Below are 25,159 nucleotides of genomic sequence, written 5' to 3'. Positions count from 1 at the left end.
CGCCGACCGACCCGGATATCGCAGAGAAGATACTCTCCCGCCCCCGGTCTCCTTACTCCCCCTCAGCCGGAGCGCCGTCGCCGCCGGCCGTCCTGCGGGCGGCCGCGCCCAACTCCCCTTCCCAGCGCAGGTACAGGGAATGCGGCACGTCGACGGCGTCCAGCACCCGCCCGGCCACGAAATCCACGAGCTCGCGCACGGTGGAGCCGCCGGCGTAGAAACCGGGCGAAGCGGGCAGGACGACCGCCCCCTGCGCGTCGAGCTCCACCAAGTGCTTCAACGTCACCCCGTTGAGTGGTGTCTCGCGCACGCAGACGACGAGCGGGCGGCGCTCCTTGAGGGTGACGCTGGCCACGCGCTGCAGCAGGTCCTTGCTCAGGCCGAGCGCGATCCCGGCCACCGCGCCGGTGGTCGCGGGCACCACGAGCATGCCCTTGGCCGGGTAGGAGCCGCTGGACGGGCCGGCCGCGAAGTCCCCGGCGGGCCAGTAGCGGACGTCGTCCAGGCCCCGGTCGCTCCCGAGCCAGGCGGCCAGGTCGGCGCGCCAGTGGGCGTCCCGGAAGGAGATGCCGGTCTCGTCCAGGATGGTGAGCCGGGCGGCGCGGCTGACGATCAGGTCCACCGCCTCGCCGGCGGCCAGCAGCGCGCGGATCACCGAGGCCGCGTACGGCGTCCCCGACGCACCCGAGACCCCGACCACCCACGGCTGACGCTTCGCAGTTCCCATGGGGCAATTCTGACCCGCCTCGACCTGCGCGTTCGGCCCGGGCCGGCCGGGAGGGGGTCCAGGAGCCCCGACCCCTGGAAGGATGGGCCGCATGGCAGCGACCCTCGTCGACCTCACCCATCAGGTGACCACCGCGATGCCCGTCTACCCCGGCGACCCGGCCGTCCTGCTGGAGCCCGCGCTCACCACCGCCACCGCCGGGGTGAACGTGCTGGCCCTGCACCTCGGCTCGCAGTCCGGGACGCACGTGGACGCGCCGTACCACGTGGACGTCACCTGGCCGACCCTGGACGGGCTGCCGCTGGAGCGGTTCACCGGCCCGGCCGTGGTCGCCGACCTGCGCGGGCTGGAGCCCCGGACGGCCGTCACCCCCGAGTTGCTGGCGCCCGCGCTGGAGCGGGCCGCCGAGGGAACCGTCCTGCTGCTGGCCACCGGCTGGGCCCGGCACTGGGGCACCGACGCCTACCTCGCCCACCCCAGCCTGACCCCCGCCGCCGCCGAGGCGATCGTCGCCGCCGGGGTGCGGACGGTCGGGGTGGACGCGCTCAGCGTCGACCCGACCCCCGACCCGGGCCCGGGCGATCCCACGGTGGCCGCCCTGCTCGCCGACCTCACCGACGAGCACGACCACGGCACCGCCGAGGAGCCGACGCTGGCCGCCCACCGGGTGCTGCTGGGGGCGTCCGGCGGCGGGGTGATCGCCGAGAACCTGACCGACCTGCGGCCGCTGCTGGCGGCCCAGGAGGCCGGACTGCCGGTGGAGGTCTCGCTGTTCCCGCTGCGGCTGGTCGCGGCGGACGGCGCACCGGTGCGGGCGGTGGCCCGGCTGGGCTGAACCGGCGGGTGGACTCCCGGGACTTGGTCTAGACCATCCCCCGTCAACGCCAGTACGCTTTCCGGCCATGGCTGAGATCATCGGAGTGATCGAGCGACTCTGGCGCTACCCCGTGAAGTCCACCGGCGGCGAGCGGCTCGACTCCGTCGAGGTGGACGGACGCGGCCTGGCCGGCGACCGCCTCTACGCCGTCCGCGACGCGGCCGGGAAGCTCGGCTCGGGCAAGAACACCCGCCGCTTCCGCCGGATGGACGGCCTGCTCCGCCTCTCCGCCCGGCTCGGCCACCGGATCGACGGCCCCGAACTGTTCGATCCGCTCGGCCGCCCGGTCGACCGGCCGAACGCCTTCCTGCGCGCCTACCTCCAGCGCGAGGACGTCGAACTCGCCCGCGAGGACGCCGTGTCGCACTTCGACCGGCTGCCGGTCAGCGTGCTCAGCACCGCCACCCTGGACTGGGTCCGCGAGGCCGTCCCCTTCGCCGTGATCGACGAGCGCCGGTTCCGCCCCAACATCGTGCTGCGCACCCCGCCCGGCACCCCGCCGTTCGTCGAGGACGCCTGGCTCGGCCGCCAGGCGTCCGGCGAGGCCCCCGGCAGTGCCCGGCTCTCCTTCGTCGCCTCCAGCGAGCGCTGCGCGATGACGGGTGCCCCGCAGCCCGGGCTTCCGCACGCGCCCGAGATCCTCAAGGCCGTCGTGCACGCCCACGACGGGCGGCTGGACGCGCTCGCCGAGGTCGCCGCCCCGGGTCGGCTGCGGGTCGGCGACCGGCTGATCCTGGGCTGACCACGGCCTTTCGCGCACAACCTGCCGATCGTCAACACCTTTCTCCGGTTGACGACTTGACCTTCGCTCGCCCATCCTGTCTTACTGTCATAAGACAGGAGAACAACTAGTGATCGAGTTCGTCCTCGACAGCCGCTCGCGGGTCGCCACCTACATGCAGCTCGTGCTCCAGGTGAAGCAGGCCCTGCGGGTCGGACTGGCCCGGCCCGGCGACCAGCTGCCGAAGGTCCGCGAGGTGGCGCGCGCCCTGGCGATCAACCCCAACACCGTCCTCAAGGCCTACCGGGAACTGGAGTTGGAGGGGCTCGCCGAGGGCCGGCCCGGTGTGGGGACCTTCCTGGTCGGCACACTGGCCGGCCCCGCGCTGGCCAACCAGGCCGAGTTGCGCGAGGACCTGGTGGCCTGGCTGCGCAAGGCCGAGACCGCCGGGCTCACCCACGAGGACATCGCCGCGCTGATCGACACCACGATGCGGGCAACACTCAACAGGGGGAAGACATGACGGAAGTCGCGCTGGAAGCACGCGAATTGGGCAAGCGGTACGGCAAGGCCTGGGCACTGGAGGGCTGCTCGCTCCAGCTCCCGGCCGGACGGATCGCCGCACTGGTCGGCCCGAACGGGGCGGGCAAGTCCACCCTGCTGCACCTGGCCGTCGGACTGCTCGAACCGGACGCCGGCGAGGTCCGGGTGTTCGGCCGCGACCCCCGGCAGGGCGTCGCGGCGCTGGCCGGGATCGGATTCGTCGCCCAGGACACCCCGCTCTACCCGGACTTCACCGGGGACGAGCTGATCACCATGGGCGGCAAGCTCAACCACCACTGGGAGGCCGCCCCCGCCCGCGACCGGCTGACCCGCCTCGGCATCCCCCTCGACAAGCCGGTCGGCCGGCTGTCCGGCGGCCAACGCGCCCAGGTGGCACTGGCCCTGGCGCTCGCCAAGCAGCCCCGACTGCTGCTGCTGGACGAGCCGGTGGCCGCCCTCGACCCTCTGGCCCGGCACGCGTTCATGCAGGAACTGATGGGCGCCGTCGCCGAGAGCGGCACCACCGTGCTGCTCTCCTCGCACCTGCTCGCCGACCTGGAACGGGTCTGCGACCACCTGGTCGTCCTGAACACCGCGCAGGTCCAACTGACGGGTGCGGTGGACGACCTGCTCGCCGAGCACTGCCGGATCACCGGCCCCCGGACCGGCACGGAGTCCGTACCGGGAGTGGCCGCCGTCATCCAGGCCAGCCACACCGAGCGCCAGTCCACCCTGCTGGTGCGCACCGACGGGCCGGTGGACGAGAGCGTCTGGACCGTCCACCCGGTGACCCTGGAGGACCTCGTCCTCGCCTACCTGGGCGCGGGCGACACCCGGTTCTCCCCGGAGGTGGCGGCATGACCTGGCTGATCTGGCGCCAGCACCGCAAGCAACTGTTCTGGACGCTCGCCGCCCTGGCCGCGCTGGCCGCCGTGATGGTGCCCACCGGCCTCGCGATGCGCGGCGCCCTCGACCGCAGCGGCCTCGGCTCCTGCCTCGCCAAGCTCGGCCACGAGAGCCTGCTGACCGGGGCCGGCGGCTGCGAGGGCCTCAACCAGCGCTTCCAGAACCAGTACGGCGGACTCCTCTACGTCGCCGTCCTGTTCGTCCTGCTGCCGGTGCTGGTCGGGCTGTTCTTCGGCGCGCCGCTGGTCGCCCGCGAGGTGGAGAACGGCACCCACCGCCTGGTGTGGACCCAGGGGATCAGCCGGCGGCACTGGGTGCTCGCCAAGTTCGGCCTGGTGGGCGGCGCCGCGGTGCTGCTCGCGGTCGCGTACGCGCTGGGCGTGGCCTGGTGGTTCGGCCCCTTCGCGGCCACCGGCCAGGGCCGGCTGGGCTACCTGAGCTTCGACGTCCAGGGCGTCGCCCCGATCGCGTACACCCTGTTCGCGGTGGCGCTCGGCGTGTACACCGGCACGGCGGCCCGCAAGGTGCTGCCCGCGATGGGGATCTCGCTCGCCGCGTTCGCCGCGGTGCGCGTCCTGGTCGAGACGGCGGTCCGCCCGTACCTCCTCCCCGCGAAGACGGCCTCGTACGCGGCGGAGAGCGGACTGCTCCCCAACCGCTATGCCGGAGACTGGGTCTTCGACCAGGTGGTGCGCAACGGCGCCGGCGAGACCGTGCTGCACGACGGGCAGATCGGCTGCCCGCCGGCCACGGACCCGGGGGCCGCCGACTGCGCCAGGAACATGGCCGAACACGGCTTCGGCGCCGGGCCGTACACCAACGCGATGGAGTACCAGCCCGCCGACCGGTTCTGGACCTTCCAGGGGATCGAGTCGGGGCTGTTCCTGGCCCTGACCGCGCTGCTGGTGTTCCTCGCGGTGCGGCGGATCCGGCGGATCTCCTAGGGCCTGGTGGGCCGGGTGGCCGCGGGCCGGGCGCCGCGGCCTGCCGATCACGGTCCTCATCGGGGGGTGTCGCCGTCGCTCCCGGATGCTGCCGCGGGGACGGCGACCGCCCGCAGGTAGGCGTCGACGAAGATGTCGACGATCTCGTCCATCGAGGGCAGCCCGGCCCCCAGGGCGGGCTCCAGCACCGGCCGCATCAGGACGTGGTTGAGCAGCGGGCCGAGCAGCAGCTGGATCAGCACCGGGGTGGGCAGCGGTCTCAGCCGGCCGGCCCGCACGTGCGGCCGCAGCAGCCGGTCGAGGCTGTCGAGCGTCCGCGGCAGGTTGGCGGCCATCACCCGGGCGGCGGGGCCGTCCGGCCGGCCGAGCAGGTCGGCGAAGACCGCCGGGACGATCCGCGGCTCGTGCGCGAAGGCCGCGGCGAAGGTGGTGTGCAGCGCCCGGACGGTGTCCTCCAGGCGCTCCGGCGGGTCGGCGGCGAGGGCCTCCAGGCCGGGAAGCGCGGAGTGCCGCTCGAAGACGGCGGCGAGCAGGCCGTCCCGCCCCTCGAAGACGGTGTGCAGGCTGGGCAGCGAGCAGTCCGCCCGGTCCGCCACCGCGTCCAGGGTGACCCCGGCCAGGCCCCGCTCGGCCACCAGCAGCGCCGCCGCCTCGATCGCGCGCTCGCGCACCGGCGGCCGTCCGCCCGGGTCGACCCCCGCCTCCCGGACCGCCTCGTCCAGCGCGGCCCGGGAGCCGCCGAGCCGGCGCAGCAGCGTGCTGCGGGAGATCCCGGCCGTCGTGGCGATCGCCGTCAGCGGGACGTCGGCGACGTCCTGGCCCCGCTCCTTCGCCGCCGTGAGGGCGGCCGTCACCAGCTCCTTCATATGGAGCATCGTACTGCTTGACATCTGGAACGGTTCCAGAGACTCTGTAAAGGCAGGTTCCACACGGACAGTGATCGATCGAGCACTGAAAGGGGAGAGCCATGAGCGTCGTGATCTCCGGGGGCGGGCCGGCCGGAATGATGCTGGGCCTGGTGCTGGCACGCGCCGGCGTCGAGGTGACCGTGCTGGAGAAGCACCGGGACTTCCTGCGCGACTTCCGCGGCGACACCGTCCACGCCTCCACCGTGCGGCTGATGGACGAACTCGGCCTCGGACGGAAGTTCGCCGCCCTGCCGCAGAGCCGCCTCGGCAACCTGGTCGTCCGGACGCCCGACGCCGGCCCCGTCGCACTGAGCGCCTACGAGCGGCTGCGGCCCCCGTACAACTACATCGCCATGATCCCGCAGTGGGACCTGCTGAACTTCCTGGTCGAGGAGGCCGGGCGGGAACCCGCCTTCACCCTGCGGATGAACACCGAGGCGACCGGCCTGCTCCGGGACGGCGCCGGCCGGGTGACCGGCGTCCGGTACCGCACCCGGGACGGCGAGGAGGGCGAGCTCCACGCCGACCTCACCGTCGCCGCCGACGGCCGGCACTCCACCCTGCGCCGGGCGGCCGGCCTGGTGCCCGAGGAGTTCCCGGTGCCCTTCGACACCTGGTGGTTCCGGCTGCCCCGGCACACCCACGAGCAGAGCCTGCCGCCCAGCCTCGTCCCCGGCTTCGGCCACGGCGACCTGGCGTTGAGCTTCGCCCGGGCCGACTACTTCCAGATCGCCTACTTCCGCGCCAAGGGCGCCGACCCGCAGCTGCGCGCCGAGGGCATCGAACGGTTCCGCGCCCGGATCGCCGAACTGCTGCCCCAGTACGCCGACCGGGTCGACCAACTGGCCGGCCTCGACGACGTCCACCTGCTCGACGTCAGGCTCAACCGGCTGAACCGCTGGCACCGGGACGGGCTGCTGCTGATCGGCGACGCCGCCCACGCGATGTCCCCGGCCGGCGGGGTGGGCATCAACCTCGCGATCCAGGACGCCGTCGCGGCCGCCACCCTGCTCGCCGGACCGCTGCGGCGCGGACGCCCGACCGTGGCGGCCCTGGCCCGGGTCCAGCACCGCCGGTGGCGGCCGACCGTGATCATGCAGGGGGTGCAGCAGGTCCTGCACCACGTGATGTTCGAACCGGTCCTCACCGGCCGGCAGGCCGGCCCGCCCACCCGGCTGGTGCGGCTCGCCCGGTACGTCCCCGGCTTCCCGCTGCTGCTGTCCCGCCTGATCGCCTTCGGCCCGCTCCCCGAGCACGCCCCGGCCTTCGCCCGGCGCGACGCCTGAGTTCACTCGACCTGCGTTCACTCGACCGGCGAGACCCACGGCGCGGGGCACCGCCCGGCACCGGGACCTCCCGGCGAGCGGCGGCCGCCCGTCCCCCCGCGCACTGTCCGTTCGGGCGGGCGGTTCGCGGGGAACGACCGTTGGCATGACGATCCCTCACCGCTCGACCGGCACCGGCGACCACCACGTCCTGGTCCTGCACGACTGGTTCGGCACCAGCGAGGGCTGGGGCCCGTTCCTCGACTACCTCGACGGCGACGCCTTCAGCTACGCCTTCCTCGACTACCGCGGCTACGGGCAGCGCAAGGACGTCCCCGGCGCGTACACCCTCGCCGAGATCGCCTCCGACGCGCTCGCCCTGGCCGACCAGCTCGGCTGGGACCGCTTCTCGCTGGTGGGCCACTCGATGGGAGGCAAGGCGGCCCAGCAGGTGCTCGCCGAGGCGCCGCTGCGGGTGCGCAAGCTGGTCGGCCTGGCCCCGGTGCCGGCCGGGGCGTACCCCCTGGACGAAGCGGGCGAGGCGCTGTTCTACGGCGCCGCCGAGGACCGGGAGAAGCGCTTCGCCATCCTGGACCTGGTCACCGGACAGCGGGCCGGCCGGGTCTGGCTCGACCGCATGGTCGACCAGTCCCTGCGGCTGTCCACCCCGGAGGCCTTCGGCGGCTACGTCCGCGACTGGGCGACGGCCGACCTCCAGCGCCGGATCGACGGCAACCCGGTGCCGGTCAAGGTGATCGTCGGCGAGCACGACCTCGCCCTCACCGCCGAGGTGATGCGCGGAACCTTCCTCGCCCACTACCCCAACGCCGAGCTGGAGGAGCTCGGCGGCAGCGGGCACTACCCGATGTACGAGGCCCCGGTGGCCCTGGCGATGTCGCTGGAGGGCTTCCTGCACAACTGAGCCGGGGCCGGCGTGCACCTGGATGGACGCGCCGGGTAGACGCTGACGCATGGACCCTAGACCCGCACGCATTGGGCGTCTCATCCTTCTCGCTTACGTTCGACGCATGACAGATGAGCGAGTTGACGGCACGTCCCGGGTGCTGGTGATCGGCGTCTCCGGGGCGGTCGGACGGCACGTCGGGCTGCAGCTCGCGGCCTCCGGAGTACGGGTGCGGACGCTGCCCCCGCGGGACCTGCTCGCCCCGGCGTCGCTGGAGGCGGCGGTGCGGGGCGCCGGGGCCGTCCTGCTGGGGTGGCCGTTCCCGACGGCGGACGGGGCCACGGAGGCGGTGGGCGTGCTGGCCCGGGAGGTCGGGCGGGTGGTGCTCCTGTCGCCGGCCGGCCCCGGCCGGCCGGCGGGCGGGGTCGAGGCGCTGCTCACCGGCAGCGGGGTACGGCACACGGTGCTGCGGGCGCACGGCTTCGCCGCCGCGCTGCAGTGGGCGGAGGAGATCAGGGCCGAGGGCGTGGTGCGGGGCTACGGCGGCGCGGCCGGGCTGAACCCGGTGGACGAGCGGGACATCGCGGCGGTCGCCGTCCGCACCCTGGTCGAGGACGGCCACGACGGGGCCCGGTACATCCTCACCGGCCCGGAGTCACCCACCCAGGCGGAGCAGGTGGAGATCATCGGCGCGGCCGCGGGCCGCCCGGCCACCTGGCATGAGGTCCCCCGCGAGACCGCCCGCCGCCGGCTGTCGGCCACCGGCCGGGCCCCCGCCGCCGTCGACGGCGCCCTGGACCTCGTCCACGCCCGCCTCTCCGCCCCCGAACCGGCCACCACCACGGTCCGGGACGTCACCGGCCACCCCGCCCGCAGCTTCCACGCCTGGGCGACGGACCACGCCGCCCTGTTCCGCTGAACCGGCCCGCCCGGCCCGGCGGTTCAGTAACGCCGGTACATCTCGCGGCGGTTGCCCGGGCGTCAGATCCCGAGGCCGCGGACGGCCAGGTCGACCAGGGCGAAGAAGAACAGCGAGATCCCCACGAAGCTGTTGGTCTGGAAGAACGCCCGGTTGAGCCTGGACAGGTCGTTCGGCTTCACGATGGTGTGCTCGTAGACGAACGCGCCCGCGACGACCACGAGGCCGAGCCAGAAGGCCACGCCGGCGTCCGTCAGGAACCCGAACCAGCCCAGCAGGAGGGTGGTCAGGAGGTGGCACACCCGCGCGCCGCGGATGGCCGCCGGGACGCCGTAGCGCGCGGGCACCGAGCGGACCCCGTTCTCGCGGTCGGACTCGACGTCCTGGCAGGCGTAGATCAGGTCGAAGCCGCCGATCCAGATGCCGACCGCCACACCGAGGACGACCGCGTCCCAGGACCAACTGCCCGTCACCGCCAGCCAGGCGCCGACCGGCCCCATCGCCTGGGCCAGGCCGAGGATCGCCTGCGGGAAGTTCGTGAACCGCTTGCCGTACGGGTAGACCACCATCGGCACCACGGCGATCGGCGCGAGCGCCAGGCAGAGCGGGTTGAGCATCGCGGCCGCGCCGAGGAAGACCACCAGCGCGACGGCCGAGCCGACGTACGCGGTCCTCAACGACACCGCTCCGGTGACGAGTTCACGCGTGGCGGTGCGCGGGTTCCGGGCGTCGATCTCGCGGTCGATGATCCGGTTCGCCGCCATGGCGAAGGTCCGCAGCCCGACCATGCAGACCGTGACGACGAACAGTTCGCCCCAGTGCACCCGCCCGTCGGCGAGGAACATGGCCGTCAGCGCGGCGATGTACGCGAACGGGAGCGCGAAGACCGAGTGCTCGAACGCCACCAGGCGCAGGAACGCCTTGGTGCGCCCGGGGGTCTCGGCGGCGGCCGTGCTCACAGTCCGTACTCCTTCCAGCGGCGCGACACCAGCGCGGCCGTGGCCGGGTCCGAGGAGACCATCTCCGGCCAGCCGCCGTCGCGGGTGTAGCCCTCCTCGGGCAGCTTGCGGGTCGCGTCGATGCCGGCCTTGCCGCCCCAGAACTGCTGGTACGAGGCGTGGTCCAGGTGGTCGACCGGGCCTTCGACCACGGTGAGGTCGCGGCTGTAGTCGACGTTGCCGAAGGCCCGCCAGGCGACTTCCTGGTAGTCGTGCACGTCGCAGTCGGAGTCCACCACGATGATCAGCTTGGTCAGCGACATCATGTGCGCGCCCCAGATCGCGTGCATCGTCTTCTGGGCGTGCTTGGGGTACTTCTTGTCGATCGAGACGATCACGCAGTTGTGGAAGCCGCCGGCCTCGGGCAGGTCGTAGTCCACGATGTCCGGGATGATGATCTTCAGCAGCGGCAGGAAGAACCGCTCGGTGAACTTGCCCAGCGGGCCGTCCTCCGTCGGCGGGCGGCCGACCACGATGGACTGGAGGATCGGGCGGCGGCGCATCGTCACGCAGTCGATCTTCAGCGCCGGGAACGGCTCCTGCGGGGTGTAGAAGCCGGTGTGGTCGCCGAACGGGCCCTCGGGCAGCATCTCGCCGGGCTCCAGCCAGCCCTCCACGACGACCTCGGCGTCGGCCGGGACCTGGAGCGGCACCGTCTTGCAGTCGACCATCCGGACCCGCTCCCCGGCGATGAAGCCCGCGAAGAGGTACTCGTCGATGTCCCCGGGCAGCGGCGCGGTGGCCGCGTAGGTGACGGCCGGCGGGCAGCCGAAGGCGATCGCGACCGGGAGGCGCTCGCCCCGCTTGGCCGCCACCGCGTAGTGGTTGCGGCTGTCCTTGTGGATCTGCCAGTGCATGCCGATGGTGCGGCGGTCGTGCCGCTGGAGCCGGTAGAGGCCCAGGTTGCGGATGCCGTTGTCCGGGTCCTTGGTGTGGGTCAGGCCCAGGTTGAAGAAGGACCCGCCGTCCAGCGGCCAGGTGAACAGGGCGGGCAGCGCGTCCAGGTCGACGTCGTCGCCGGTGAGCACGACCTCCTGCACCGGGGCGTCACCGGGCTTCACGTGCCGGGGCGGGACGTGCGCCATCGAGGCGAGCTTGCCGAAGGCGTCCCGGAAGCCGGTGAAGCCCTGCGGCAGCTCGGGCTTGAGCAGGCCGGCGATCTTCTCGGAGATGTCGTCCGGGCCCTTGAGGCCGAGCGCCTTGGCCAGCCGCCGCTCGGTGCCGAAGACGTTCATCGCCAGCGGCATCGACGAGCCCTTGACGTTCTCGAAGAGCAGGGCCGGGCCCTTGGCCTTCTGCACCCGGTCGACAATCTCGCCGATCTCCAGGTGCGGGTCCACCTCCGCCTTGATGCGCTTGAGGTCGCCCTCGCGGTCGAGGGCCCGGAGAAACGAGCGGAGATCGTCGTATGCCATGCCTGTCAGTATCCGCCACCCGATAGCCTGGCCCGGTCAAGGGCCCCTGGAAGGCGCCCGCCGCCGTCGTCGCCCGGGGGGAGATCCCAGCCGTGCCGAGGATTCTTCTGACCATCGTCCTTCCGCTCGCGCTCTGGGTCTGGGCGTTCGTGGACTGCCTGACCACGCCCGAGGACGAGGTGAAGCACCTGCCCAAGGTGGTCTGGGTGCTGATCGTGCTGCTCTTCCCGCCGCTGGGCCCGATCGCCTGGCTGATCGCCGGCAAGCAGCGCGGCTTCCTGCGGACCGCGCCCGCCGGGGCCGGGCCGGGTTACCCGGCCGAGGACCGCCCGGGCCGTCCCGCCCCGCGCGGCGGGCGCCCGCTGGCTCCGGACGACGACCCCGAGTTCCTCGCCTCGTTGAAGAAGAGCAACAAAGACCACGAGGACATGCTCAAGCAGTGGGAGGCCGACCTGCGCCGCCGCGAGCGCGAGCTGCGCGACGGCGACGAGCCCGAGGACGGCCGCAAGGGCTGATCGGCGCAGGTCCGCCCGCTCGCTCGGACAGCCCACCCCCACCGCGCGGGGTGGGCTGCGGCATTTTTGGCGCTTCCCTACGACTGCGCAACCCCTAACCCGAACGGCGTCCCCCTGCCCGCCGGGCTTGAGCGGACCTTGAGCGGGGCCCAAGAGGACCGGCCTACATTACTGGAAGACGGCCCTGACCTGCGCTTTTCTTCATGCTCAGATCATCGGACCATCATCTGTCCGACAACCCCCGGTATCCAACCGAACACCGAGCGCTCAGTGACCGAACCGACAGCTTCTGTACAGGCCTGACAGCTAAACGAACCCGACCTTGTACGGAATCGACGCCGAAACCAGCGCACGGCCCCTCGTACAGTCATAAGTGAAGAAAGTGATTCGCAGCCGGGGGCACAGCAGACGTTGGCTGTCGGACAGTTCCCTCACCCTTGGAGTGGTTCGAGATGACGGTTGTGCATGAGGCGCCGGTCGACGGCGAGGTCCCCGAGGTCCCGGCCGACGCCCGCGGGCGGGTCGCCGAGCTGCACGAGCTGCGCGAGAAGGTGCGCCGCGGCCCCAGCGACAAGGCCACCGAGGCCCAGCACGCCAAGGGCAAGCTGACCGCTCGCGAGCGCATCGAGCTGCTGCTGGACGAGGGCTCCTTCCAGGAGGTCGAGCCGCTGCGCCGGCACCGCGCCCAGGGCTTCGGCCTGGAGGCCAAGAAGCCGCACACCGACGGCGTGATCGTCGGCTGGGGCACCGTCCACGGGCGCACCGTCTTCACGTACGCGCACGACTTCCGGATCTTCGGCGGCGCGCTGGGCGAGGCCCACGCGCAGAAGATCCACAAGATCATGGACATGGCCATCGCGGCCGGCGCCCCGCTGGTCTCGCTGAACGACGGCGCCGGCGCCCGCATCCAGGAGGGCGTCACCGCCCTGGCCGGCTACGGCGGCATCTTCCAGCGCAACACCAAGGCCTCCGGCGTCATCCCGCAGATCTCGGTGATGCTCGGCCCGTGCGCCGGCGGCGCCGCGTACTCCCCCGCGCTGACCGACTTCGTCTTCATGGTCCGCGAGACCTCGCAGATGTTCATCACCGGCCCGGACGTGGTCCAGGCGGTGACCGGCGAGAAGATCACCCAGAACGGCCTCGGCGGTGCGGACGTGCACGCCGGCGTCTCCGGTGTCGCCCACTTCATCTACGACGACGAGCAGTCCTGCATCGAGGAGGTCCGCTACCTCCTGTCGCTGCTGCCGCAGAACAACCGCGAGATGCCGCCGTCCGTGATGAGCGAGGACCCGGTCGAGCGGCGCAACGACAGCCTGCTGGACCTGGTGCCCGCCGACGGCAACCGCCCGTACGACATGCGCAAGGTCATCGAGGAGATCGTCGACCACGGCGAGTACCTGGAGGTCCACGAGCGCTGGGCCACCAACGTGCTCTGCGTGCTCGCCCGGATCGACGGCCACGTCGTCGGCATCATCGCCAACCAGCCGCAGTCGCTGGCCGGCGTGCTGGACATCAACGCGAGCGAGAAGGCCGCCCGCTTCGTCCAGATGTGCGACGCCTTCAACATCCCGCTGGTCACCCTGCTCGACGTCCCCGGCTTCCTGCCCGGCGTCGACCAGGAGCACGGCGGCATCATCCGGCACGGCGCCAAGCTGCTGTACGCGTACTGCAACGCCACCGTGCCGCGCATCTCGCTGATCCTGCGCAAGGCCTACGGCGGTGCCTACATCGTCATGGACTCCCGCTCCATCGGCGCCGACCTGTCCTACGCCTGGCCCACCAACGAGATCGCCGTCATGGGCGCCGAGGGCGCGGCCAACGTCATCTTCCGGCGCGAGATCAACGCCGCCGAGGACCCGGACGCCATGCGCGCCCAGAAGATCAAGGAATACAAGAACGAGCTGATGCACCCGTACTACGCGGCCGAGCGCGGCCTCGTGGACGACGTCATCGACCCGGCCGAGACCCGCCAGGTGATCTCTTCCGCCCTGGCCATGCTCCGCACCAAGCACGCCGACCTGCCCAGCCGCAAGCACGGCAACCCGCCGATGTAGCGGCGCGCTCCGCCGCACGTGCGCACCGCACGCGCCCCGCAGCAACCGCCCGTACACACCGGGCACCCACCTCAGACCGCAGCAACCGGGGGAGAAACCAGGACATGACCGCTTCCGCCGAACCCCTCGTCCGCATCGTCCGCGGCAGTCTCACCGACGAGGAACTCGCCGCCCTGACCGCCGTCCTCGCCGCGCGCGCCGCCGCCGCGCAGCAGGCCGCCGCCGCCGCGCCGATCGAGCCGATCGCCAACTGGCAGCGCCTGGAGCGCCGCCCGGCGTACTACTCGCCGTTCAGCTGGCAGCAGGCCGCCTGACGGCCCACGGCCCGAGCCGACGGCCGGTCACCCCGCCCGGGTGACCGGCCGTCCGGCATTGCCCGGGGCCGCACCGGAGCGGCCCCCGCCCGGCCGCCCGGGGCCGGAAGGGCCCGCGGAGGGCTCGGTAGGATGCCTACTGGACGGTATGCGTCCGCCGCCCCGTCCGCCCCCATAGGATCGGCCGCTGCCGAGACCAGAACACTCCAGGGAGGCTGCGATGGCCAGGCAGGCCCGCGCACTGGCGACCCGCCAGGCGGTACTCGTCGCCGCGGCCGAGGTGTTCGACGAGCGGGGCTACGCCGCCGCCACGATGTCCGAGATCCTGGACCGGGCCGGCGTCACCAAGGGCGCGCTGTACTTCCACTTCCGCTCCAAGGAGGAGCTGGCGCTCGCCGTCATCGAGGGACAGGGCGTCTTCATCTCCGGCTGGACACCGGCCTCGGACAGCCCGGTGCAGAACCTGATCGACCTCGGCTACGCCTTCGCCCGCGCGCTCCAGACCGACCCGCTGGTGCGCGGCAGCATCCGGCTGACGATCGAGCACGGCAGCTTCACCCAGCCGCAGCTCGCGGCCTACCAGGGCTGGATGGACACGGTCCGCGAACTGCTGGAGCACGCCCGGGAGGCCGGCGACCTCCACCCGGGCGTCGACCTGACCGCGGCCGCCGGGGTGATCACCGGGGCCGTCACCGGCATCCAGCTGAGCTCCCAGGTGCTGGCCGACCGGCAGGACCTGGTCCAGCGGCTGTCCGACCTCTGGACGCTGCTGCTGCCCGGCCTGGTCCAGCCGCACGCGCTCGCCCGGCTGAGCGTCGCCGAGCGCGCCTGAGCCGCCAGGTGCGGCCGGGCCGCCGGGCTCGACCGGCCGCGGCCGCCCCGGGCGGGGCGGCCGCGGCGGCCGGCTCAGACCCGGTAGCCCTCCCGCCGCTCCGCCGCCACCAGGGCCGGCAGCGCCGCCGTCCAGAGCCTGCTCACGGCCTCCGGACCGGGCCGGCCGGTCTCCTCGCCCGCGAGCAGCACCTGGCCGGCCGCCACCGCGGTGAGCAGTTCGGCGGCGGCCCGCCGGTCCACCCCGGGGCACAGCTCGCCGGCCTCGGCGGCCCGGTCCAGCAGCCGGTGGACGACGGCGGTGAGGCTGCGCCAGGCGACATCGGGGGCCACCGGAACGGGCCGGCCCTCCGGCCCCTCCTGGGCACCGTCCCGGCGCGGCCCCGGCCGGCCGAGCCGGACGCCGGCCCGCACCACCACGTCCTCGCGCAGCATCCGGGCCAGCTCGTGCGTGAAGTCGATCAGGCCCTGGAGCGCCGGGCCGTCGGCCCGCAGCGCGCGCAGCGCGGCCGAGCCGACCTCCCGTCCGGAGGCGCAGCGCACCCCGTCGGCGAGGGCCTGCTTGGAAACGAAGTGGAAGTAGAGGGCCCCCTTGCTCACCCCGGCCCGCCGGCTGATGTCGACCAGGCTGGCGGCCTCGAAGCCCACGCGCGCGAAGGTCTCCGCGGCGGCGAGCAGTACGGCCTGCCGGGTCCGCCCAGCCCGTTCCTGCTTGACCACTGGCCCCCTCCGGACTCGGCCGGGCGCGATCCCCGCCCCACCCGGCTGCTGTCGGCGCGGCCCCTGCGGAGGCGGCGCTCGCATGCGGACGGCACCCTCCGAAACCGCATGGTTGGTATCTAATCTAGCGCCTGCTTCGCCCCCGCCGTCCAGCGGGGACGGACCCCCATCGATGGTCCGGGACCCCCTCAACGGGCATTCCCCCAGCCCACGGGGCAGGTAGCGTGATCGGGCCGGAGAATGCGGCCCGGGCACCCCCAGTCGCAAAACACAAACCGGGTGGTATGTATGTTTTGCTCGGACGGCCGTGGCGGCCGCTCCGACCGACACCCTGAAGCGGGGGCCCGTCATGCCATCGATCGTAGAGCCGGACCCGCACGGCCCGTACGCCCGCCCCGGCCCGGGCAGCGGTGGCGGCTTCGACTTCCACGACGGCCCTGCGACCGGCTACGACTTCCACGACCGGACCGTCTCCCGGCACCTGGTGCACCGCGCCTCGGTGTCCGAGGTGTTCCTCACCGGCTGGCAGGCCACCGGCCCGTACGACTTCCTGCTCGGCGCCCAGTGGCCCCGGCTGCACGGCTTCTACCGGCTGCCCGGGGACCGCTACCACGACCCGGTGCTGCTCGCCGAAACGATCCGGCAGACCGGACTGCTGATCGGCCACGCCGGGTTCGGGGTGCCGCGCGGCCACCACTTCGTGATGGAGGACCTCTCCTACGCGCTCCACGAACCCGGACTGCCGGGCCTGGCCGTCACCGCCGGCCCCGCCTCGCTGATGCTGACCGTCGGCTGCGAGGACGTCCGGATGCGGCACGGCGAACTGGTCTCCCTGCGGGTCCGCGTCGACGTCACCCGGGACGGCCGGCCGATCGGCCGCGGCAGCGGCCGGCTGCGGGTGCTCTCCCCCGCCTCGTACGCCCGGCTGCGCGGGCCCGCGCGGCGCACCGCCCCGCCGCTCCTGCCGGCACCCGCCGCACCCGAGCTGGTCGGCCGCGCGCAGCCCGCCGACGTGGTGCTCGGCCCGACCCTGGCCCCGGACACCTGGCTGCTGCGGGCCGACGCCACCCACCCGGTGCTGTTCGACCACGAGCTGGACCACGTGCCCGGCATGCTGGTGCTGGAGGCCGCCCGGCAGGCCGCCCAGCGGCTGCGCCACCCCGAACCGGTGGTGCCGGTCGAGCTGGTGACCTCCTTCGACCGCTACATCGAGCTGGACCGGCCCTGCTTCGTCCGGGCGGTCCCCGAACCGGTCCCCGAACCGACCGCCGGGCCGGCTGCCGGGCCGACCGCGGCGGACGGCCGGCTGGCGGTACGGGTCCAGCTGCTCCAGGACGGCCGGCCGGCGGCCGAGTGCCTGCTGCTCACCGCACCCCTGGACGGGCCGGCCGAGGGCCCGAGGGTGCCGGCCCGGCGGGAGGCCTACGAGGGCCGCCCCGCCGCGCCGGGCCTCGGCGGCACCCGGCTGCCGCTGGCGAGCTGATCCCCCGCCGGGTGGCCGGTCCGCGACGGGCGGCTCGTCCCCGTCAGGGGCTCGTCCCCGTCAGGGGCTCGTCCCCGTCAGGCGGCCACCAGTGCGGCCGGCCGGCCCGCGTGCATCACGCTGAGATTGGTCGCCAGCCGGACCGGGTCCTGGGCCAGCCACAACCGCAGCGCCGCGCCCAGGGCGGCACTGGCCGACTCGACCCGGACGTCGGTGATCTGCGCGATCCGCGCCGCGCCCGGCACCAGCAGGTCGGCCAGCGCGGTCGGCAGCCAGACCGTCAGGGCGCACGGCGCGGGCATGGCCAGCGCCCCCAGCAGCCGGTAGGCGTCCCCCGGTGCGCTGAGCGTGGGGATGATGTCCAGCAGCGCGTCGGACACCACCTCGGACACGTCGCTCCGGTGTCCCTGGGCGAGCCTGCGGAGCAGCATGCGCTCGGCGGCGGTGATTCGGACGGTCAGCATGACCTCGTCGCACTCCATTGCGCGATTTCCTCCTCAATTCCCTCTCGCACCGACCGGCGGCCGGCACGCACTACCCCTGCACATCGGCCCGGCTACCTGTGGGAGAGAGCCGGGCCGGTGGGTCATCGTGTGCCCCGGTCAGATCCCCGCGTAGGAGTGCTTTCCGGTGACGAAGATGTTCACGCCGTAGTAGTTGAAGAGCCAGCAGGCGAACGCCGCCAGCGCCAGGTAGGCGGCCTTGCGGCCCTTCCAGCCGGCCGTCGCGCGGGCGTGCAGGTAGCAGGCGTAGGCGACCCAGGTGATGAACGACCAGGTCTCCTTCGGGTCCCACTCCCAGTACTTGCCCCAGGCCGCCTCGGCCCAGATCGCGCCCGCGATGATGGTGAAGGTCCACAGCGGGAAGACCAGGGCGTTGATCCGGTAGGACAGCTTGTCGAAGGTCGACGCGGCGGGCAGCCGGCGCCAGATCGAGGCCGAGGTGCCCAGCGGACCGGTGGTCAGGCCGGCCGCCATGCGCTTGTCGAACGAGTCCTTGCCGAGGTACAGCAGCGTCGCGATGAACGCCGCGTAGAAGGCGCCGCCGCAGAAGATCGCGGTGGACACGTGGATCGCCAGCCACGGCGAGTGCAGCGCCGGGACGAGCTGCTCGGAGTCGGTGTACAGCACCGTGGTGGCGATGCCGAGGGTCAGCAGCCCCGCGAGGACGACCGGCAGGCCGAGCCAGCGGACGTTCTTCTTCGTGGCCAGCAGCACCAGGTACGCCGCCGTCATGGCGAAGGCGAAGGCGCAGGAGAACTCGTACATGTTGCCCCACGGCCAGCGCGAGACCGAGAGGCCGCGGGCGACGATCCCGCCCGCGTGCAGCGCCGCGCCGAGCACGGTGAGCGAGACGGCGATCCGGCCGGCCAGGTCGGCCCGCTCGTTGCTGCCGGCCGCGCCCGGACCGTCCTCCTCCTCGACGCCGCGCCCGCTGGTGACCACCGTCGCGCCCTCGCCCGCGACCGCGGTGCGGGTGAGTGTGGTGGTGCCGCCGCCGGCCCCCGCCACGGTGACGGTGACCTTCCTGGCCTTCTTCTCGGCCGTGGCGGCGCTCTCGCCGAGGCTGCCGGCCTGGACCTTCGAGCGGACGGCGACGGCGCCCTTGCTGCCGAAAGTCCACTCGATCATGTGGGCGAACATGGCGAGCGTGTAGACCACCATCGCCGAATAGATCAGCTTGTTGGAGAGGTCGGCCAGCTGTGGGTCGACCGCCGAGGCGAGTTGCACCGTCTACTCCTTGGAGTTCTGGTCGGCAGGGACTGCGGGGGCTGAGGCCTCGGCCTCGGGGTCGTGGGGTGTCGCTTCGGACGCGGTGTCGGCTTCCCCGGCGCCGTCCTCGGCGTCCTCATCGGAGGCCGGGGCGTCGTCATCGGAGGCCGGGATGTCGTCCTCGGAGGCCGGGGCGTCGTCCTGGAGGTCGACCGCGAGCTCCGCCAGCTCCTCGGCGATCTTCGCCGACTCGCTGCGGGCCAGGCCGGCCAGCTCGACCTGGGTGCCGCCGCCGGGCAGGGCGACCGCCCGCACCCAGATCCGGCGGCGCTGGATGAACAGCGAGCCGATCAGGCCGAGGATCGCCAGCACGCCGCCGACCAGGGCGATCTCGTTGCCCGGGCGGTGCGTGATGTTGAAGCTGGCCCACTGCTTGTAGCCGTCGAAGGTGATGGAGCCGTAGCCGTCGGGGAGGTTCCAGCCCTCACCCGGCTTGAGCCTGGCCTTGGCCGGCTGGCCGTCCTGGGTCAGCTGGGTGAGCTTGCGGGTGTTGAGCTGGTAGACGTTCTGCGGCAGGCCGGAGTCGGTGCCCAGGTCGCCCGCGAAGGCGTTCAGCACCAGTTCGGGGGCGGCGTCACCGGGGAACAGCGAGACCGGGCCGGTGCCCTCGAAGCTCAGCGGGGCGGTCGGCAGGAAGAACCCGGAGAAGCCCATCTGGGTCTTGTTGCCGTCGGGGCCCACGCCGTAGTCGGAGGCCTTCACCACGCCGGTGGAGGTCAGGTTGCCGTCCTGCGGCAGGAACGGGACGGCGCCCTGGTAGACGATGTCGCCCTTGCCGTTCTTGAGGGTGATCATCGGGGCGTAGCCGTGGCCGATCAGGTAGACCTTGCTGCCGCCGACCTCCAGCGGGTGGTTCACCTCGATCGTCGACTTCTTCAGCGCGGACGGGTCGCCGCCCTCGGAGTACTGGACGTGCGCGGTGAACTGCCGGGCGGCGCCGATCTGGTCGCCCTTCTCCTGGAACTTCGAGGTGAAGCCGTCCAGCTTCAGGTAGAAGGGGTCGAGGTCCTGGCTGCCGTAGAACCGGGTGCCGGTGAAGTCGTCGAGCTGGGTGATGGTGTTGGAGTAGGCCTCGCCCTCGATCATCAGCTTGCCGCCGGTGCCGGCGGCCAGGCTGGACCAGGCGAAGCCGCCGAGCAGCGCGAACAGCGACAGGTGGAACAGCAGGTTGCCGACCTCGCGCAGGTAGCCCTTCTCGGCCGCGACCGCGCCGCCGGACAGGTGGGCGCGGAAGCCGCGCTTGCGCAGCAGCCGGTGCGCGGCGGCGTTCACCTGGTCGGCGTCCGCCTCGGTGCGCCAGACCGCGTGCACCGGCATCCGGGTCAGGTTGCGCGGCGCGGCCGGCGGCCGGGAGCGCAGCACGCCGACGAACTGCCAGGTGCGCGGGACGATGCAGCCGGCCAGCGAGACGAACAGCAGGATGTAGATCGCGGAGAACCAGACCGAGCTGTAGACGTCGAACAGCTGGAGCTTCTCGTAGATCGGCGCGACCGCGGTGTGCTGCGCCTTCCAGGTCTGCACCTTGAACTGGTTCTGCCCGTTCTGCGGGATCAGCGAGCCGGGGATGGCGGCCAGCGACAGCAGGAACAGCAGGATCAGGGCGACCCGCATCGAGGTCAGCTGGCGCCACATCCAGCGGGCCCAGCCGAACGGCCCTATGCCGGTCGGGCCCTCGGACTCGACCGGGGCGGTGCTGAGCCGCTCGGCGGCACTGTCGTCCGGCGCCGGCGGCTGCTCGGTCTCGGTCGTGGTGTTGCTCACGGTCAGATTCCGATCTGGAAGTCGGCGGTCCAGGACTGCAGCTGGCTCATCATCGAGTCCCAGATCCCGGTGACGAGCAGCAGACCGACCGCGACGAGCATGCCGCCGCCGATCCTCATGACGAGCGGGTAGTGCCGCTTGACCCAGCCGAAGGCGCCCAGCGCCCGGCGGAAGGCCACCGCGGCCAGGATGAACGGTACGCCGAGGCCCAGGCAGTAGAAGGTGGTCAGCAGCGCGCCACGCTGGGCGTCGGCCTGGTTGAGGGCCAGGTTCTGCACGGCGGTCAGGGTCGGGCCCATGCACGGGGTCCAGCCGACGCCGAACACCACTCCGAGCATCGGGGCGCCCAGCAGGCCGACCGCCGGGCGGCGGTGCGAGCGGACCTCGCGCATGCTCAGCCCGGGCACCAGGCCCATGAACGCCAGGCCCATCACCACGGTGAGCGAGCCCAGCACGATGCTGATGATCCGCTTGTAGTCCTGGAGTTCCTGGCCGAAGTAGCCGAACAGGGCGCCGGTGGAGACGAACACCGCGGTGAAGCCGAGGATGAACAGCACCACGCCGAGCAGCATCCGGCCGCGCCGCGAACCGCGGGCGTCCGCGAGGTCGGCGGCGGAGAAGCCGGTCACGTACGACAGGTATCCGGGGACCAGCGGCAGCACGCACGGCGAGAAGAACGACGCCAGCCCCGCCACCAGCGCGACCGGGGCGGCGGCCAGCAGCGCGCCGCTCTGGACGGTCGAGGTGGCGTCGGCGAGGTACAGGGGCGGCAGGCTCACTGCTTCTGCTCCGCGACCACCGGCTGGAGGATCGACTCCAGCGCGTCCTCGGTGGTGCCGCCGACGGCGCGGGCGGCCAGCTTGCCGTCCCGGTCGACGATCAGGGTGGTCGGGATGGACTGCGGGTTGAGGCTGCCCTTGGGGAACTTGAGCAGCTGGGTGCCGGCCGGGTCGAAGAGGCTCGGGTAGGTGACGCCCTGCTCCTGCTCGAAGCGGACGGCGTTCTGCTTCTCGGTGTCCCGGGTGTTGATGCCGAGGAACTGGACGCCCTGGTCCTTGTACTTCTCCGAGACGTTCTGGAGGCTCTTGGCCTCGGCCCGGCACGGGCCGCACCAGGAGCCCCAGACGTTCAGCACGACGACCTTGCCCCGGTAGTCGGAGAGCTTGGCCGCGGTGCCCTCCAGCGTCTCGCCGGAGATGTCCGGCGCGTCCCCGCGCTTGCCGGCCTCCGCCTTCGACAGGTTGGTGCCCTTGACCGTGACGAAGCCGACCTGGCCCTCGCCGCCGCCCGACGAGCCCGAGGAGGAGCAGCCGGTGAGGGCGAGCGCAGCGGCGGCGACGGTGGCGGCGGCTGCTGCGGCGACACGGGGACGGGGGCGCGTCATGGCAGACATGTGAAAAGTTTCGCATGGAGTTCCGGGCCGGTTCGCCGGGGTCCTGCCTTGCGCGTCGCACCCACTCTGACCTGCGACGAAATCGGGTCACCCGGCACCTGCCGGGTGACCCGAAGTCATACTTACACGCCGCTTACGGAGGCGGGGCGGCGAAGGCGCGGAGGCTAGGCGCCGAAGCTCTTGCCCACCGGCTTGTCGCCCTTGCGGCCCTTGCCCACCAGGTGCGCGGGCAGCAGGTCGCGGGCCGGCTCGCGGTAGCCGACCGAGACGATCCTGTCGCCCTCGAAGGTGAAGCTGGTCAGCGAGGCCAGCGAGCACTGCCGGTTGCGCGGGTCGTGCCAGAGCCGGCGGCGCTCCACGAAGGAGCGCAGGGTCCAGATCGGCAGCTGGTGGCTGACGCAGACCGCCTCGTGCCCGCGCGCGGCGTCCCGGGCCGCGCCGAGCGCGCCCATCATCCGCACCGCCTGGTCGAGGTACGGCTCGCCCCACGAGGGCTTGAACGGGTTGGTGAGGTACTTCCAGTAGCCCGGGTTCCGCAGCGAACCGTCGCCGACCCCGAAGGTCTTGCCCTCGAAGACGTTCTCCGCCTCGATCAGCCGCCCGTCCGCCGCGACGTCCAGGCCGTGCGCCTCGGCGATCGGCGCGGCGGTCTCCTGGGCCCGCTCCAGCGGGGAGGCCACCACGTGGGTGATGTCCCGGTCGGCCAGGTCCTCGGCGACCCGCTCGGCCATCTTCCGGCCCAGCTCGGACAGGTGGTAGTCCGGCAGGCGCCCGTACAGGACGCCCTCCGGGTTGTGCACCTCGCCGTGCCGCATCACGTGGACGACGGTGATCTCTTTGGCGCTCACTTCTCGACTACTCCTGGGAATCGGGTTCGGGCCGCGACGGGTCAGGCCGTGGCGGCGGCAGCGGCGCGCGCGGCGGCCGGCAGGGCGGCGGCGATCCGCTCGATCGCCCGCTCGTCGTGGGCCGCCGAGACGAACCAGGACTCGAAGGCGGACGGCGGCAGGTAGACGCCCGCGGCCAGCATCGCGTGGAAGAAGGCGGTGAAACGGTACGCCTCCTGGGTCCTGGCCTCGTCGTAGTCGGTGACCGGCGCCTCGGTGAAGAACACCGAGAACATGTTCCCGGCGGTCTGCAGCCGGTGGGCCACGCCCTCCTTCGCGAGCGCGTCGGTGACCAGGCCGGAGACCTCGGCGGCGACCTTGTCCACCGTGGCGTACACCTCGTCGGTGCAGCCGCGCAGCTGGGCCAGGCCGGCCGCGGTGGCGATCGGGTTCCCGGACAGGGTGCCCGCCTGGTAGACCGGGCCGGCCGGGGCCAGGTGCGCCATCACGTCGGCGCGGCCGCCGAAGGCCGCGGCCGGGAAGCCGCCGCCCATGACCTTGCCGAAGGTCAGCAGGTCCGGCGCCCAGCCCTCGTTCGCCGCCTCCAGGCCGTACCAGCCGGCCTTGGAGACGCGGAAGCCGGTCATCACCTCGTCGGAGATGAACAGCGCGCCGTTCTCCCGGCAGAGCCGGGCCAGGCCGCCGTTGAAGCCGGGCAGCGGCGGGACGACGCCCATGTTGCCGGGCGAGGCCTCGGTGATCACGCAGGCGATCTCGCCCGGGTGGGCGGCGAAGGCCTGCTCGACGGCGGCCAGGTCGTTGTACGGCAGCACGATGGTGTCGCCGGCCTGGGCGCCGGTGACGCCCGGGGTGTCCGGCAGGCCGAAGGTGGCCACGCCGGAACCGGCGGCGGCCAGCAGGGCGTCCACGTGACCGTGGTAGCAGCCGGCGAACTTGACCACCTTCGCCCGGCCGGTGAAGCCGCGGGCCAGCCGGATCGCGGACATGGTGGCCTCGGTGCCGGAGGAGACCAGGCGGACCTGCTCGACCGGGGCGACCCGGCCGACGATCTCCTCGGCCAGCTCGACCTCGCCCTGGCCGGGGGTGCCGAAGGAGGTGCCCTTGGAGACGGCCTGCTGGACGGCGTCGATCACCGCGGGGTGCGCGTGGCCGAGGATCATCGGACCCCACGAGCACACCAGGTCGACGTACTCGCGGCCGTCGGCGTCGGTCAGGTAGGGGCCGGTGCCGGACACCATGAAGCGCGGCGTGCCGCCGACCGCGCGGAAGGCGCGCACCGGGGAGTTGACGCCGCCGGGCGTCACCACGGAGGCGCGGTCGAACAGCGACTGGGACTGGGGGGCTTCGTAGGGGTAGCTCACAAAAGACATGGTCTCAAATCGTGTCCTCACGCTCTGCATGTCCGACCCGATCATCTGGAACGATGATCCGGGCACCGTTGTCTGTACGGTTGTCCGTACAGCAGGGGCCGCCGACTGCGCCGGACCGGGGACCAGTCAGACTGTGTACACAGAGTGCACGGGCGTTCCGGTTTGTGTGCAGGGGTGTGGAGAGGACTGCCGCGTACCGCGATTGGGTACGGCGGCGCATGACGGGTAAGGAGCACGTCCGGTGGGCGCCGGATGTGCGGGGGTCTGTCGATTCCGGCGAATTCCGGTGAGGATGGTCCGAGTGTCCGAGGCGCAGGACGGCTACGACGAGGCTGCGGGGGGCTCCCGCAGGCCCGCCGAAACCGCACGCGGGGGTACGGGAGCGGGTACGGGTCGTGGTCGTCGCGGCGGTGAGAGGCGGGGTGAGGGACGCGTGGGGGTGACCTACAAGTACTTCGGGGCCCCGGACCGCGCGACCGCCGCCAGAGTCCCCACCGCCCTCGGCCCGGGCGGACTCGGCCTGGACGCCGGCGAGCTCGGCTCGCTGGGACGGCTCGGCGACCTGATGGAGACCAGCGGCTCCCCCACCGGCCACCTCTCCACCAAGATCAAGCCGGAGACGATGAGCGCCATGGTGCTCACCGGCATCCAGGGCGTGCCGCTGCACCAGGTGCCGCCGCTGGAACTGGTCGTGCTGCACCCCGACTACGCCGTCGTCCAGTTGCCCCACAACGTCGTCGAGCCGTTGCGCAAGGCCGACGAGACGGAGCTCGGCGCCGCCGCCTTCATCTGGTCCACCGTGCCGGACCGGCGCGGGCCGCGGGACGCGTTCGTGATCTACAGCATGCTGCACGAGTGGCAGGACTTCGCCAACCGGCTGCACGAGGCGGGGCACCAGCTGTACTGCCTGGTCTGGCCGTGACGCCCGGCCCCGGCGCGCTGTTCGAACGCGGGCCGGGGCAAAGCGGGTT

26 protein-coding genes are annotated in these 25,159 nt (G+C 72.7%); 14 read left to right on the top strand and 12 right to left on the bottom strand.

Annotated features, from left to right (window positions below; genetic code table 11):
- Window positions 1-52: 52 nt before the first annotated feature.
- Window positions 53-727, bottom strand: coding sequence for a UbiX family flavin prenyltransferase (locus ACFVUY_RS03560; RefSeq protein ID WP_359902867.1), 675 nt, complete (start codon window positions 725-727; stop codon window positions 53-55).
- A gap of 91 nt (window positions 728-818) precedes the next feature.
- Here ACFVUY_RS03560 and ACFVUY_RS03555 point away from each other — a divergent pair, with 91 nt between their 5' ends.
- The 5 genes from ACFVUY_RS03555 (at window position 819) to ACFVUY_RS03535 (ending at window position 4,718) form a co-directional block, all read left to right on the top strand.
- Window positions 819-1,562 carry a cyclase family protein gene (locus ACFVUY_RS03555; RefSeq protein WP_359902864.1) on the top strand — a complete coding sequence of 248 codons (744 nt, stop codon included), beginning with the start codon at window positions 819-821 and terminating at the stop codon, window positions 1,560-1,562.
- A 67-nt stretch (window positions 1,563-1,629) separates the two neighbouring features.
- Window positions 1,630-2,346 (top strand): MOSC domain-containing protein, encoded by a 717-nt coding sequence (locus ACFVUY_RS03550; RefSeq protein WP_387727021.1) that lies wholly within the window; start codon window positions 1,630-1,632, stop codon window positions 2,344-2,346.
- 109 nt (window positions 2,347-2,455) lie between these two features.
- A complete protein-coding gene (locus ACFVUY_RS03545; protein WP_387686130.1) occupies window positions 2,456-2,848 on the top strand; it encodes a GntR family transcriptional regulator in 393 nt (130 codons plus the stop codon).
- Window positions 2,845-3,729, top strand: a complete 885-nt coding sequence (locus ACFVUY_RS03540) for an ABC transporter ATP-binding protein (RefSeq protein ID WP_387686127.1) — start codon at window positions 2,845-2,847, stop codon at window positions 3,727-3,729. Before ACFVUY_RS03545 ends, ACFVUY_RS03540 begins: the two co-directional genes overlap by 4 nt.
- Window positions 3,726-4,718 (top strand): ABC transporter permease subunit, encoded by a 993-nt coding sequence (locus tag ACFVUY_RS03535; protein ID WP_387686125.1) that lies wholly within the window; start codon window positions 3,726-3,728, stop codon window positions 4,716-4,718. The genes ACFVUY_RS03540 and ACFVUY_RS03535 overlap by 4 nt, the downstream gene beginning before the upstream one ends.
- A 56-nt stretch (window positions 4,719-4,774) precedes the next feature.
- On the opposite strand, the gene ACFVUY_RS03530 is transcribed toward ACFVUY_RS03535, so the two are convergent.
- The gene (locus ACFVUY_RS03530; protein ID WP_387727019.1) at window positions 4,775-5,584 is read right to left on the bottom strand and encodes a TetR/AcrR family transcriptional regulator; all 810 of its coding nucleotides are present in this window, start codon (window positions 5,582-5,584) and stop codon (window positions 4,775-4,777) included.
- A gap of 101 nt (window positions 5,585-5,685) precedes the next feature.
- Between ACFVUY_RS03530 and ACFVUY_RS03525 the strand changes: the two genes are divergently transcribed.
- The 3 genes from ACFVUY_RS03525 (at window position 5,686) to ACFVUY_RS03515 (ending at window position 8,714) form a co-directional block, all read left to right on the top strand.
- Window positions 5,686-6,912, top strand: coding sequence for an FAD-dependent oxidoreductase (locus tag ACFVUY_RS03525; protein ID WP_387727017.1), 1,227 nt, complete (start codon window positions 5,686-5,688; stop codon window positions 6,910-6,912).
- A gap of 145 nt (window positions 6,913-7,057) precedes the next feature.
- Window positions 7,058-7,813, top strand: a complete 756-nt coding sequence (locus ACFVUY_RS03520; RefSeq protein ID WP_387727015.1) for an alpha/beta fold hydrolase — start codon at window positions 7,058-7,060, stop codon at window positions 7,811-7,813.
- 106 nt (window positions 7,814-7,919) lie between these two features.
- The gene (locus ACFVUY_RS03515; protein ID WP_387727014.1) at window positions 7,920-8,714 is read left to right on the top strand and encodes a hypothetical protein; all 795 of its coding nucleotides are present in this window, start codon (window positions 7,920-7,922) and stop codon (window positions 8,712-8,714) included.
- Window positions 8,715-8,776: 62 nt separating this feature from the next.
- On the opposite strand, the gene mqnP is transcribed toward ACFVUY_RS03515, so the two are convergent.
- Both mqnP and ACFVUY_RS03505 read right to left on the bottom strand, forming a co-directional pair.
- Window positions 8,777-9,673, bottom strand: coding sequence for a menaquinone biosynthesis prenyltransferase MqnP (gene mqnP / locus ACFVUY_RS03510; protein WP_387686112.1), 897 nt, complete (start codon window positions 9,671-9,673; stop codon window positions 8,777-8,779).
- Window positions 9,670-11,127 carry a menaquinone biosynthesis decarboxylase gene (locus ACFVUY_RS03505; RefSeq protein ID WP_387727013.1) on the bottom strand — a complete coding sequence of 486 codons (1,458 nt, stop codon included), beginning with the start codon at window positions 11,125-11,127 and terminating at the stop codon, window positions 9,670-9,672. The genes mqnP and ACFVUY_RS03505 overlap by 4 nt, the downstream gene beginning before the upstream one ends.
- A 92-nt stretch (window positions 11,128-11,219) precedes the next feature.
- On the opposite strand from ACFVUY_RS03505, the gene ACFVUY_RS03500 reads away from it, so the two are divergent.
- The 4 genes from ACFVUY_RS03500 (at window position 11,220) to ACFVUY_RS03485 (ending at window position 14,842) form a co-directional block, all read left to right on the top strand.
- Window positions 11,220-11,642 (top strand): PLD nuclease N-terminal domain-containing protein, encoded by a 423-nt coding sequence (locus tag ACFVUY_RS03500; protein ID WP_387727012.1) that lies wholly within the window; start codon window positions 11,220-11,222, stop codon window positions 11,640-11,642.
- 452 nt (window positions 11,643-12,094) lie between these two features.
- Window positions 12,095-13,696, top strand: a complete 1,602-nt coding sequence (locus ACFVUY_RS03495; protein WP_359902830.1) for an acyl-CoA carboxylase subunit beta — start codon at window positions 12,095-12,097, stop codon at window positions 13,694-13,696.
- A gap of 104 nt (window positions 13,697-13,800) precedes the next feature.
- Complete coding sequence (locus ACFVUY_RS03490; RefSeq protein WP_359902827.1) at window positions 13,801-14,010, top strand: acyl-CoA carboxylase epsilon subunit; 210 nt, start codon at window positions 13,801-13,803, stop codon at window positions 14,008-14,010.
- A 220-nt stretch (window positions 14,011-14,230) separates the two neighbouring features.
- The gene (locus tag ACFVUY_RS03485) at window positions 14,231-14,842 is read left to right on the top strand and encodes a ScbR family autoregulator-binding transcription factor (protein WP_359902825.1); all 612 of its coding nucleotides are present in this window, start codon (window positions 14,231-14,233) and stop codon (window positions 14,840-14,842) included.
- Window positions 14,843-14,916: 74 nt separating this feature from the next.
- Here the strand turns inward: ACFVUY_RS03485 and ACFVUY_RS03480 are convergent, their stop codons facing one another.
- A complete protein-coding gene (locus tag ACFVUY_RS03480) occupies window positions 14,917-15,561 on the bottom strand; it encodes a ScbR family autoregulator-binding transcription factor (protein WP_387686103.1) in 645 nt (214 codons plus the stop codon).
- Window positions 15,562-15,910: 349 nt separating this feature from the next.
- Here ACFVUY_RS03480 and ACFVUY_RS03475 point away from each other — a divergent pair, with 349 nt between their 5' ends.
- Window positions 15,911-17,044, top strand: a complete 1,134-nt coding sequence (locus ACFVUY_RS03475; RefSeq protein ID WP_387686100.1) for a ScbA/BarX family gamma-butyrolactone biosynthesis protein — start codon at window positions 15,911-15,913, stop codon at window positions 17,042-17,044.
- A 77-nt stretch (window positions 17,045-17,121) separates the two neighbouring features.
- Here ACFVUY_RS03475 and ACFVUY_RS03470 read toward each other — a convergent pair whose 3' ends face one another.
- From ACFVUY_RS03470 to hemL, 7 genes are all read right to left on the bottom strand, one after another.
- A complete protein-coding gene (locus tag ACFVUY_RS03470) occupies window positions 17,122-17,508 on the bottom strand; it encodes a hypothetical protein (protein WP_359902817.1) in 387 nt (128 codons plus the stop codon).
- A 138-nt stretch (window positions 17,509-17,646) separates the two neighbouring features.
- A complete protein-coding gene (ccsB, locus tag ACFVUY_RS03465; RefSeq protein ID WP_387686097.1) occupies window positions 17,647-18,774 on the bottom strand; it encodes a c-type cytochrome biogenesis protein CcsB in 1,128 nt (375 codons plus the stop codon).
- A 3-nt stretch (window positions 18,775-18,777) separates the two neighbouring features.
- Window positions 18,778-20,577 carry a cytochrome c biogenesis protein ResB gene (locus ACFVUY_RS03460; RefSeq protein WP_387727011.1) on the bottom strand — a complete coding sequence of 600 codons (1,800 nt, stop codon included), beginning with the start codon at window positions 20,575-20,577 and terminating at the stop codon, window positions 18,778-18,780.
- 2 nt (window positions 20,578-20,579) lie between these two features.
- Window positions 20,580-21,350 carry a cytochrome c biogenesis CcdA family protein gene (locus ACFVUY_RS03455; protein ID WP_387686369.1) on the bottom strand — a complete coding sequence of 257 codons (771 nt, stop codon included), beginning with the start codon at window positions 21,348-21,350 and terminating at the stop codon, window positions 20,580-20,582.
- Between the two features lie 2 nt (window positions 21,351-21,352).
- Window positions 21,353-21,970 carry a TlpA disulfide reductase family protein gene (locus tag ACFVUY_RS03450; RefSeq protein ID WP_359902808.1) on the bottom strand — a complete coding sequence of 206 codons (618 nt, stop codon included), beginning with the start codon at window positions 21,968-21,970 and terminating at the stop codon, window positions 21,353-21,355.
- 164 nt (window positions 21,971-22,134) lie between these two features.
- Window positions 22,135-22,785: a histidine phosphatase family protein gene (locus ACFVUY_RS03445; protein WP_387686367.1), complete on the bottom strand. Its 651-nt coding sequence runs from the start codon at window positions 22,783-22,785 to the stop codon at window positions 22,135-22,137.
- Between the two features lie 74 nt (window positions 22,786-22,859).
- A complete protein-coding gene (hemL, locus tag ACFVUY_RS03440) occupies window positions 22,860-24,188 on the bottom strand; it encodes a glutamate-1-semialdehyde 2,1-aminomutase (RefSeq protein WP_380351288.1) in 1,329 nt (442 codons plus the stop codon).
- A gap of 439 nt (window positions 24,189-24,627) precedes the next feature.
- Between hemL and ACFVUY_RS03435 the strand changes: the two genes are divergently transcribed.
- Window positions 24,628-25,110 carry a hypothetical protein gene (locus tag ACFVUY_RS03435; protein WP_078589103.1) on the top strand — a complete coding sequence of 161 codons (483 nt, stop codon included), beginning with the start codon at window positions 24,628-24,630 and terminating at the stop codon, window positions 25,108-25,110.
- The last annotated feature ends 49 nt before the right edge of the window (window positions 25,111-25,159 follow it).

Origin of the sequence: Kitasatospora sp. NPDC058063 (assembly GCF_042885395.1) — a bacterium.
Classification (GTDB): Bacteria; Actinomycetota; Actinomycetes; order Streptomycetales; family Streptomycetaceae; genus Kitasatospora; species Kitasatospora lactacystinica.
This window is presented reverse-complemented; position numbering and strand designations above follow the sequence as displayed.